This window comes from Streptococcus huangxiaojuni (assembly GCF_040930515.1).
In the GTDB taxonomy this organism is placed as follows: domain Bacteria; phylum Bacillota; class Bacilli; order Lactobacillales; family Streptococcaceae; genus Streptococcus; species Streptococcus huangxiaojuni.
The window spans coordinates 1-1681 of sequence record NZ_JBFQEG010000049.1; the positions used below are offsets into that span (position 1 = coordinate 1).

1 protein-coding gene is annotated in these 1681 nt (G+C 38.3%); it reads left to right on the top strand.

The genetic code is table 11. The features are described 5' to 3' along the window. Nucleotides 1-70: 70 nt before the first annotated feature. Nucleotides 71-1638 (top strand): IS3 family transposase gene (locus AB3329_RS11590; RefSeq protein WP_368396313.1). Its coding sequence is split into 2 segments (ribosomal slippage): nucleotides 71-716 and nucleotides 716-1638, totalling 1569 coding nucleotides; the frame shifts between segments, so codons are not numbered across the junction. The last annotated feature ends 43 nt before the right edge of the window (nucleotides 1639-1681 follow it).

Here is a 1681-nt window from a genome sequence, read left to right on the forward strand (position 1 = left end):
TGATATACTCCCCCTATAGTGGACAGTGAAAAAACAAAAATTCACTAGAAATTATAGGAGGAGTTTTCGTATGTCTACAAGAAGCCCAAAATCAGTAGAGGAAAAACTAGAGATTATTCAATTAGCTCTTCATCATGAACAGTCAGTTGAACAGTTAAGTCAATACTATCAAGTTGATTCCTCAACGATTAGTAGATGGCTAAGTCGTTATCAAAAATATGGTGTAACAGCTCTAATAGAAAGCCGAACATGGAAAAACTATTCTTACGAACTGAAATACCAAGCCGTTCAAGATTACCTTTCTGGTAAGGGTTCTTTAAGGGATATTGGTTTAAGATATGATATTTCCAGCAATGAGGTTCTCAGAAAGTGGGTAAAGCGTTATACTAGTGGTGAAGACTTAAAAGCTACTAGTAAAGGATACAGTTATATGAGACAAGGACGCAAAACCACTTTTGACGAACGTGTTGAGATTGTCAACTACACCATTGCTCACGAGAAAGATTATCAAGCTGCCATAGAGAAGTTTGGTATTTCTTACCAACAAGTCTACTCTTGGGTACGTAAGTTTGAGAAGAACGGCTCACAAGGTCTAGTTGATAGGCGTGGAAAAGGTCTTGATAATAAGCCCAATTTAACAGAAGCTGAAGAGCTTCAACTCAAGATTAAACAGCTAGAGGAACGTAATCGTCTCCTAGAAATTGAGGTTGGTCTGCTAAAAAAGTTAGAAGACGTCAAACGAAGAAATCATCTGTAAGACTAGGCAAGCATTTAGAAGACTTTCAAGCCATCAAGGATTATCATGACGAAGAATCAGATGTGCCAATCAAAACCTTGTGCAAGCTTTTAAAGGTGTCATGCTCAGGATATTACAAGTGGCTTAACCACCAAGAGACAGTTTCAGAAAAAGAAACTATTAAGCTCATGGATAAGATAAACGAACTGCATAGGCGCTATAATGGTATCTTGGGCTATCGTCGTATGACAACTTTTATCAACCGTCAACTTGGAACCCATTACAACAAGAAACGTATCCGCCGCCTGATGCGTATTCTAGGACTTAGCTCTGTCATTCGTCGCGTCAGACACTCTTGTACCAAAGCAGGTGAAAAGTTCTACACAGAAAACATTCTTAACCGTGATTTTACAGCTAATGCTCCTAATCAAAAATGGTGCACAGATGTCACTTACTTACAGTATGGGTTAGGAAAGAAAGCTTATTTGAGTGCTATCAAAGACCTTTATGATGGTTCCATCATTGCCTATGACATAAGTCATCACAATGACAATCCATTGGTAATGAAGACAATCAAGAAAGCCTTAGCTCTAAACATTGGGGCAAGGCCTTTAATCCATAGTGATCGTGGCAGTCAATATACCTCAAAGGAGTATCGCTATATCATCAGACAATCTGGTCTAACACAATCCATGTCGCGGGTTGGGAAATGTATTGATAATGCTCCTATGGAAAGTTTTTGGGGACATTTCAAAACGGAGTCTTATGACTTGAAAACGTTTAAAACTTATGAGGAGTTAGTTACTGATGTTAAACGCTATATCCATTTTTACAATACTCAACGCTATCAAGCCAAACTAAACAACCTGACTCCTTTGGAATTTAGGAATCAGGTTGCTTAACTATTTTTATTATTTGACTGTCCACTTGACAGGGAGCTGTTCA